We start from the raw sequence: 8305 nt of genomic DNA on the forward strand, positions 1-8305 counted from the left end.
GCGCTAGGGTAGAAAGTACCGACAAGCAACGACGAGGACCGGCCATGCAGCAGCCTCTCTGGACGCCCTCCGCCGAACGTATCGCCGCTACCCGCCTGGATGCCTTCCGCCGCCTGATCAACCGGCGCCACGGCCTCGAACTGGCCGACTACCCGGCCCTGCACGCCTGGAGCATCGAACAGCGCGAGGCCTTCTGGCAGGCCATCGTCGATTTCTTCGAGATTCGCTTCAGCGCGCCCGCCGAGCAGGTGCTGCGCGAGGGCCCGGCCATGCCCGACGCCGACTGGTTCCCCGGCGCCCGGCTGAATTTCGCCGAACACCTGCTGCGCCGCCGCGACCCGCATCCGGCGCTGGTGGCCGTGGGCGAAGACGGCAGCCGCGAGCAGCTCAGCTACCTGGAGCTGGCCGGGCATGTCGCCGGCCTGCAGCGCAGCCTTCGCGAGGCCGGCGTGGGCGTCGGCGACCGGGTCGCGGCCTTTATGCCCAACACCTGGCAGACGGTGGTGGGCATGCTCGCTGCCACCAGCCTCGGCGCCACCTGGTCGTCCTGCTCGCCGGACTTCGGCACCCAGGGGGTGATCGACCGCTTCGGCCAGATCGAGCCCAAGGTGCTGATCGCCGCCGCCGGCTACCGCTACGCCGGCAAGAACCTGGACCTGGCCGCCAAGCTGGGTGAAATCCTCGAACGCCTGCCGAGCCTGGAGCAACTCGTCGTCGTGCCCTACTCCCGGCCCGAGGCGAAGCCCGCCGACTTCAGCACCCAGGCCCGAGTGGCGCTATGGCTGGACTTCTACCAGCCCGGCGGCGAACCCGAATTCACTGCCGTGCCCTTCGATCAGCCGCTATACATCCTCTACTCCAGCGGCACCACCGGCGTGCCCAAGTGCATCGTCCACGGCGTGGGCGGCACCCTGCTGCAGCACGTCAAGGAACTCGGCCTGCACACCGACCTGACGGCCGATGACTGCCTGTTCTACTACACCACCTGCGGCTGGATGATGTGGAACTGGCTGGTCTCAGGCCTGGCCCTGGGCGCCACCCTGGTGCTGTTCGACGGCTCGCCCTTCCATCCAGGGCCCGAACGCCTGATCGAGCTGATCGATGCCGAGGGCATCAGCATCTTCGGCACCAGCGCCAAATACCTCGCCGCGCTGCAGAAGGCCGGCACCAAGCCGCGCGAAACGCACAAATTGCAACGCCTGAAGGCGCTTCTCTCCACCGGCTCGCCGCTGGCCCACGAGAGCTTCGACTTCGTCTATCGCGACTTCAAGACCGACCTGTGCCTGTCGTCCATTTCCGGCGGCACCGATATCGTCTCCTGCTTCGCCCTCGGCAACCCGGTGCTGCCGGTGTGGCGCGGCGAGCTGCAGTGCAAGGGCCTGGGCATGGACGTGCAGGTGTGGAACGACAGTGGCCAGCCGGTGACCGGCGAGAAAGGCGAACTGGTCTGCGCCCGGCACTTTCCCTCGATGCCGCTGGGTTTCTGGAACGACGAAGGCGGCGAGAAATTCCGCGCTGCCTATTTCGCCACCTTCCCCGGCGTCTGGGCCCATGGCGACTACGCCGAGGAAACCGCGCACGGCGGCCTGGTGATCCACGGCCGCTCCGATGCGGTGCTGAATCCGGGCGGCGTGCGCATCGGCACCGCGGAGATCTACCGCCAGGTGGAAAAGGTGCCGCAGGTGCTGGAATCCATCGCCATCGGCCAGGACTGGGCTGGCGATGTGCGCGTGGTGCTGTTCGTCCGCCTGCGCGAGGGCGTGGTGCTGGATGAGGCGCTGGAAAGCGAGATCCGCCAGGTGATCCAGGCCAACACCACCGCCCGTCACGTGCCGGCGAAGATCGTCGCGGTGGCCGATATCCCGCGCACCATCAGCGGCAAGCTGGTCGAGCTGGCGGTGCGCAACGTGGTGCATGGCCGGCCGGTGAAGAACACCGATGCCCTGGCCAATCCGCAGGCGCTGGAGCTGTTCCGCGACCTGCCGCAGCTGCGGCAATAGCCGCAACCCGCCCTATCCACGCCAGGCGACGAGCCGAACGATGCTGCCATCGGGCTCAAACCCTTGCAGTCCCCGCGCCGCGGAAGACTGATAGCAAATCGCCTTCCGCCAATCGAAAGTACCTATACTGGCGTCATTTTTACGCCCTCGCGAGTTCGCAACCTCGCTCAGCGAGGTGCTTTCGCTTGTCGAGGTGACCGCGTGAGTATCATCCAGCGCAACCATGTTCAGCAGCTGCTGCCGGCGCATGCCGACGCCCCGGTGCTGGTCTACGGCCACGGCTTCGGCTGCAGTCAGGAGATGTGGAGCAAGCTCACACCAGCATTTGCACCGCACTACCGGCAGGTATTGTTCGACTACGTGGGTAGCGGCCGCTCCGACGCCAGCGCGTTCGATGCCGACCGCTATCGACTGCTCGAGGGCTATGTCCAGGACCTACTGGAGGTTTGCGACGCCCTGCAACTGAGCGGTGACATCACCTTCGTCGGCCACTCGGTCAGCTGCAGCATCGGCATACTCGCCGCCATCGAACGGCCATCGTTGTTCTCCCGACTCGTGCTGCTCGGTCCCTCGCCCTGTTTCCTCAGCGACCCGCCGGCCTACGAAGGCGGCTTTCGGCGCAGCTACCTGGACAGTCTGCTGGAGCTGATGGCGCACAACTATCTGGGCTGGACGCAGCACTTCGCGCCGCTGGTGTCCGGCGCGGAGGCGGGCCAGCCGGTGACCGCGCAGCTGTCCGACAGCTTTTGCTCGACCGACCCGCTGATGGCGCGCCTGTTCGCCGAGGCCACCTTCAGCTCCGACATACGCGCCGCGCTGCCGCACTGCCCGGTGCCCAGCCTGATCCTGCATCACCGTCGCGATGCGCTGGTACCGCCAGCGGTAGCCGACTACCTGCACACTCACCTCAAAGCGAGTACCCTCGAGATCCTCGACGTCAGCGGCCACTGCGCCCACATGAGCCACCCGGAGCTGGTCGCCGTCGCCATGCTCCGCTACCTGCAAGGAAGCCATCACCTTGTTCTACCTTGAACGCCTGCCCTGTCCAGTGCTGGTGACCGACTGCAACGGCCAGATCAAGCACTCCAACCACGACTTCAAGCGCCTGGCCGGCGTCCTGCTGGTCGACAGCATGGATCATTACTTCCCGCCGGCGAGCCGCATCTTCCTGCACACCCATGCCTGGCCACTGCTGCTCAGAAACGGCGAATTCAACGAACTGCACCTGCAGCTACTGGCGACGGATCAACAGCACATCCCGGTGATGGCCAATGCCCGGATGAGCGAGGTGGATGGCGAACGCGAGGTGATCTGGCTGTTCTTCGTCGCCAAGGATCGTCAGCGATTCGAGGCCGAACTGCTCAAGGCCCGCGAGCAAGCGCAGGAAAACGCGGCGCAGCTGGCCAAGGCCAACCTCGCCCTGCAGAGCGCCTACGCCCAGCTCGCCGAATACGCCGTGGAGATCAAGAGCGAGGCGGAACAGTTCGCGCAGCTGAGCCACACCGACCCACTGACTGCGCTGGGCAACCGCCGGGCGCTGTCGCTGCACGTAGAACAGTGGACGGCAACGGTCAGCGCGCAGGCGCACGCCAGCCTGCTGCTGATCGATATCGACTACTTCAAGCAGATCAACGACCGCTTCGGCCATGCCGAGGGCGATCGGGTGCTCATCGAGCTGGCCCAGCAACTGCTCAAGAGCGTGCGCAGCCAGGACAGCGTCGTGCGCTACGGCGGCGAGGAGTTCGCGCTGTGGCTGCCGTTCGCCGATGGAGACGAGGCCGCAGTCATCGCCCGGCGCGTGCACGAGCAGGTTTCCCTGCTGCAGATCGCCGACCAGCGCCTTACCGTGAGCATCGGTATCGCCAACCTCGTACCGCAGGGGCAAGACCCCGAGCGCTACCTCGAACAACTCCTCGAAGAGGCCGACACGGCGCTGTACGCGGCCAAGGCCCAGGGACGCAATCGCAGCGTTCGCCATGACCGCCGCTGAGCCGGCGCACGGGGTCGATCCTGGCCGCCTGCCGCCGCATGAGCAAGAGCCGCGCGGCGTCACAGGTAGCCCGTGACCGTGCTGCGTATACTCGAGTAAGACCCTCCTACTGGGAACCCTGCCGTGTCGCTACGTCAACTCTGCTGCTGCGCCCTGCTCGCCCTGGCCGCCACCGGTCAGGCCGAGGAAGTCGTCGAGCTGTACATGCCGGAAGCGCCACCGCTGACCCTGGTCGCATTCGAGGCCGGCTACGGCATGGTCGGCGATATCACCCTGGCCGCCCTGGCTCGCGCGGGCTACCTCGCCGAGCTCAAGGTCGAGCCCTGGGCTCGCGCCCAGCGCACGGTCGCCGGCGGCCGCAACCAGCTGATCATTCCCCTTTCGCGCACCCCGCAGCGCGAAGCGCTGTATACCTGGATCGCGCCGATCATGCCGCTGGAACGCGCCTTCTTCAGCCTCGACGAGCCGGTGCAGAGCTTCGCCGAGGCACGCCAGCGCTACCGGCGCATCGGTGTCGGCCTGGGCACGGCGCAGGTGGAAATCCTCAGAACGCAGGGCTTCGCCGACCGGCAGATCGTCACCCACAACCTGGGCGAAAACCCCGTTCACCTGCTCGAGCGCGGGCGTATCGACGCCTGGTTCACCGGCGTGCCGGAGGCGCTGTATATCTGGCCACAGCACTCCAAGCGCGAGCTGCAGATGAGCCCGGCGCTGGCCAGCACCGACCTCTACCTGGCCTGCTCCAGGGACTGCGACGTGCAACTGGTGGAAAACCTGCGCGCCGCCGTGCAGAGCCTGCACGACGAGGGCATCAGCCAGCGCCTGATCGAGGCCTATCGGCCCGAGCCGCGTTGAGTCAGATCCCCTGCCGCCCCGGATCCTCCGGCGGCAGGTCCTCCTCGATGTCTTCCAGCTTGAGCTCCAGGCCCCAGTCGCCGGCATCGGCCACCTTCGGCGCGCTGACCGGCGCCGCTGCCGGTCGGGCTGCCGCGGCGGCCGCCGGCGCGGCATTGGCCGGGTTGTCGCGGTAGAGCTTGAGCTTCAGGCGCACGTTGTTCGCCGAGTCGGCGTTCTTCACCGCCTCCTCCTCGTCGATGGCGCCCTCGTGGACCAGATCGATCAGCGCCTGGTCGAAGGTCTGCATGCCGAGGTTCTTCGACTTTTCCATGATCTCCTTGAGCTCGGAGAACTCGTTGCGCTTGATCAGGTCGCGCACCGTCGGCGTGCCCAGCATCACCTCCACCGCCGCACGGCGCTTGCCGTCCACGGTCTTGACCAGGCGCTGGGAGACGAAGGCCTTGAGGTTGTTGCCCAGGTCGTTGAGCAGCTGCGGGCGGCGATCCTCGGGGAAGAAGTTGATGATGCGGTCCAGCGCCTGGTTGGCGTTGTTCGCATGCAGGGTGGAGATGGCCAGGTGGCCGGTGTCGGCGAAGGCCAGGGCATGTTCCATGGTCTCGCGGTCGCGGATCTCGCCGATCAGGATCACGTCCGGTGCCTGGCGCAGGGTGTTCTTCAGCGCGGCGTGGAAACTGCGGGTGTCCACCCCCACCTCGCGCTGGTTGATGATCGACTTCTTGTGCCGGTGCACGTACTCCACCGGGTCCTCGATGGTGATGATATGGCCGCCGCTGTTGCGGTTGCGGTAGTCGATCAGCGCCGCCAGCGAGGTCGACTTGCCCGAGCCGGTGCCGCCGACGAACAGCACCAGCCCGCGCTTCTCCATCACCGTGCTGAGCAGCACCTCGGGCAGCTTGAGGTCCTCGAAGCGCGGAATGTCCAGCTTGATATTGCGCGCCACTATCGAGACTTCGTTGCGCTGCTTGAAGATGTTGATGCGAAAACGCCCGACGCCGGCCAGGGAGATCGCCAGGTTCATCTCCAGCTCGCGCTCGAATTCCTCGCGCTGGGCGCTGTCCATGATCGACTCGGCGATGGCCGCCACGTCGCCGGACTTCATCGGCTCCTGGCTGAGCGCCTTGAGCACGCCGTTGAACTTGGCGCAAGGCGGCGCCCCGGTGGACAGGTAGAGGTCGGAACCGTCCTGGCTGGACAGGATTTTCAGCATTGCGTGGAGATCCATGGCGACGTTTCCGTGAGGCGCGATTGAAATACCATAGGCCATCATTCGCCGGCGTCGCGGGCAATGCATGACCCAAAATCTGGCGCCATTCTGCTGGCGCTATGGATGCTGGCACAATAGCAGCCCGGCAAATTTGAGGAGCCCGTCATATGGCAAAGGCAATGGCCCGCCACATCCTGGTCAAGACCGAAGCGGAAGCGGCGGCGCTGAAGAAACGCATCGCCGCCGGCGAAGCCTTCGACGTGCTGGCGCGCAAGTACTCCACCTGCCCCTCCGGCAAGAAAGGCGGCGACCTCGGCGAAGTGCGTCCGGGGCAGATGGTGCGGGCGGTGGACCAGGTGATCTTCAAGAAGCCGCTGCGCGAGGTGCATGGCCCGGTGAAGACCCAGTTCGGCTATCACCTGATCCAGGTGTTCTATCGCGACTGACCAGCCGCGCGAGCAACAGATGCTAGCGCCTCAGCTCGCAGACTCGCCGCTCAGCTTGGCGCCGACCCGTCTGAGCGAGTCCACCAGCGCCTGCCGCTCCGCGGCGGACAGCCCCCCGCACCGCCACCTCGCCCAGGTGCCGGCCCTGACGCTGCAGCGTCTGGGGCACGGCCTGGCCCGCGGCGGTCAGCTGCAGACGGGGCTGCGCCGGTCCGCCGAGCCGCGCTGATGAAAGGCATCCGCCGCATCCTGGTGGACACCCAGCCCCCCAAGCAGGCCATGCGCGTGGCCGCCTACTGGCGTCTCGGCGCCGAAGGCTTCCACGAAGAACTCACCGAACAGAACGAGTAGGCGACCCGGGATCGACTGCAGCAGGCCACTGACAATGGCAACGGACGCCCCACTCCAGCGTACCTGACCACGGCCTTATTCCTTGACGTTCATATACTCCCGTGCCCAGGCGATGTAATCGTCGGAGCTGGTGTACTTGCTCACCAGTTGCGAGGCGCTGAGGCCGTTGTCGACGGCGATGCCACGTTGCTCGCGCAGGCTGTCGTAGGTGGCCTTGATCGCCGCGAAGTAGGCGGCGTGACCGTCCACCACGATGCGCACGCCCAACTCGGCCAGACGGCCGTCGTCGCGCAAATCCGGGTTGCCGTAGGTGACCAGCATCAGCGGCACGCGCAGACCCTCGGCGATAGCCTCGAGGTGGGCGAAGTCCCTCACCCCGACCAGGCAGATGGCGTCGGCGCCGACATCCTGATAGGCGCGGGTGCGCAGGACCACCTCGGTCAGCGGCTGCACGCCGGCATGGGTGCGACCGATGATCGCCAGGGCGCTGTCGTCGCGCACCTCCTGGGCGGCGCGCAGCTTGCCGACGCCCTCCTCGACGCTGATCAGGTCGTAGGATTTGCGGCCGAACTGGGCCGGCAACAGGTGTCTTCGAGGGTCAATGCGGCGACGCCGGCGCGCTCCAGCTCGATCACCGTGCGCATCGCGTTGAGCGCGTTGCCGTTGAAAGAAGCCTTGGCGCTGGTCGATGTCCGCTCGCTGGATCACATCATCGTGGCAGGCCAACGCACGGTATCTTTCGCCGAGCGTGGGTTGCTCTGAACCGAGGGGGCATCGCCCCCCCTTCTTGCTGCACCGGAATCGTCGAAACGGACTACCCCCGCCCCGAGGCAGAACAAGACAACGAGCCTGTATTGATTGCTGGCGATGGCCCCCTTGCCGCCGCTCTTCGTTCCCCAGTACCTGCGAGCCCTAGAGGTCGTAGAGAGTGGCCATGCCGAGGGTCAGCGGCGCACCGACATCGAGCAGACTGTCGCCCTGGTTGTTAGTGATGTAGCGCTCGTTGAACAGGTTGTGCCCCCTTAGCCCTGCTTATGCCCTGAACTTCTAGGGCTATAGCGAAATACTCAAAAAATTATCTTGCGCGCAAAATGTATGCGTACTAAAGTTCTCTCCATGGAAATGACTTGCGCACAAAACATTAGCGCTAAACATTCCGCGGAGACTCCGCAGTCGTCTCCACCTGCTACCCACCGAAGCCCTGGAGAAACCGATGAAAACCCTGATCGCACTGACCGCCACGCTGATTCTTTCCGCCCCGGTGCTGGCCGACAACGGCCAACCCAGCCAGAACGGCAAGGGCCTGTACCCCGAATGGCTGATCAGCCACGAAGGCTGATCGACGAATACCTACGCACCCCAATCGCATCTCAAGAGGAATACCGCCATGACCATCGAAAACGTTCTCTACCGTGCTACCGCTGAAGCCTTCGGCGGCCGTGAAGGCCGCGCCGTC

At 65.8% G+C, this 8305-nt stretch carries 9 protein-coding genes and 2 pseudogenes; 9 read left to right on the forward strand and 2 right to left on the reverse strand.

Annotation, left to right across the window (positions count from 1 at the left end):
* Positions 1-44 precede the first annotated feature (44 nt).
* The 4 genes from ACW9UL_RS11625 (at position 45) to ACW9UL_RS11640 (ending at position 4845) form a co-directional block, all read left to right on the forward strand.
* Complete coding sequence (locus ACW9UL_RS11625; RefSeq protein ID WP_457787094.1) at positions 45-2000, forward strand: acetoacetate--CoA ligase; 1956 nt, start codon at positions 45-47, stop codon at positions 1998-2000.
* A 201-nt stretch (positions 2001-2201) separates the two neighbouring features.
* A complete protein-coding gene (locus ACW9UL_RS11630) occupies positions 2202-3032 on the forward strand; it encodes an alpha/beta fold hydrolase (protein WP_457787095.1) in 831 nt (276 codons plus the stop codon).
* Positions 3019-3990: a sensor domain-containing diguanylate cyclase gene (locus tag ACW9UL_RS11635; RefSeq protein ID WP_397498516.1), complete on the forward strand. Its 972-nt coding sequence runs from the start codon at positions 3019-3021 to the stop codon at positions 3988-3990. The genes ACW9UL_RS11630 and ACW9UL_RS11635 overlap by 14 nt, the downstream gene beginning before the upstream one ends.
* 204 nt (positions 3991-4194) lie before the next feature.
* Positions 4195-4845, forward strand: coding sequence for a substrate-binding periplasmic protein (locus tag ACW9UL_RS11640; RefSeq protein WP_457790947.1), 651 nt, complete (start codon positions 4195-4197; stop codon positions 4843-4845).
* Between the two features lies 1 nt (position 4846).
* Here the strand turns inward: ACW9UL_RS11640 and ACW9UL_RS11645 are convergent, their stop codons facing one another.
* A complete protein-coding gene (locus ACW9UL_RS11645) occupies positions 4847-6070 on the reverse strand; it encodes a PilT/PilU family type 4a pilus ATPase (protein ID WP_457787096.1) in 1224 nt (407 codons plus the stop codon).
* A 149-nt stretch (positions 6071-6219) separates the two neighbouring features.
* Between ACW9UL_RS11645 and ACW9UL_RS11650 the strand changes: the two genes are divergently transcribed.
* From ACW9UL_RS11650 to ACW9UL_RS11660, 3 genes are read left to right on the forward strand one after another with little or no spacing between them, the layout of a single operon-like run.
* Positions 6220-6498 (forward strand): peptidylprolyl isomerase, encoded by a 279-nt coding sequence (locus ACW9UL_RS11650; protein ID WP_031302901.1) that lies wholly within the window; start codon positions 6220-6222, stop codon positions 6496-6498.
* Positions 6499-6517: 19 nt separating this feature from the next.
* The gene (locus ACW9UL_RS11655; RefSeq protein WP_457787097.1) at positions 6518-6727 is read left to right on the forward strand and encodes a hypothetical protein; all 210 of its coding nucleotides are present in this window, start codon (positions 6518-6520) and stop codon (positions 6725-6727) included.
* Positions 6727-6849: a hypothetical protein gene (locus ACW9UL_RS11660; protein WP_457787098.1), complete on the forward strand. Its 123-nt coding sequence runs from the start codon at positions 6727-6729 to the stop codon at positions 6847-6849. The genes ACW9UL_RS11655 and ACW9UL_RS11660 overlap by 1 nt, the downstream gene beginning before the upstream one ends.
* 75 nt (positions 6850-6924) lie before the next feature.
* Here ACW9UL_RS11660 and ACW9UL_RS11665 read toward each other — a convergent pair.
* Positions 6925-7511: pseudogene (locus ACW9UL_RS11665) on the reverse strand (oxaloacetate decarboxylase); the annotation flags it as partial.
* A 1-nt stretch (position 7512) separates the two neighbouring features.
* Here ACW9UL_RS11665 and ACW9UL_RS11670 point away from each other — a divergent pair.
* Positions 7513-7611, forward strand: a pseudogene (locus ACW9UL_RS11670) (JAB domain-containing protein); the annotation flags it as partial.
* 451 nt (positions 7612-8062) lie between these two features.
* Positions 8063-8188 carry a hypothetical protein gene (locus ACW9UL_RS11675; RefSeq protein WP_457787099.1) on the forward strand — a complete coding sequence of 42 codons (126 nt, stop codon included), beginning with the start codon at positions 8063-8065 and terminating at the stop codon, positions 8186-8188.
* The last annotated feature ends 117 nt before the right edge of the window (positions 8189-8305 follow it).

The sequence above is a fragment of the Pseudomonas sp. PL-6 genome, from assembly GCF_054110165.1.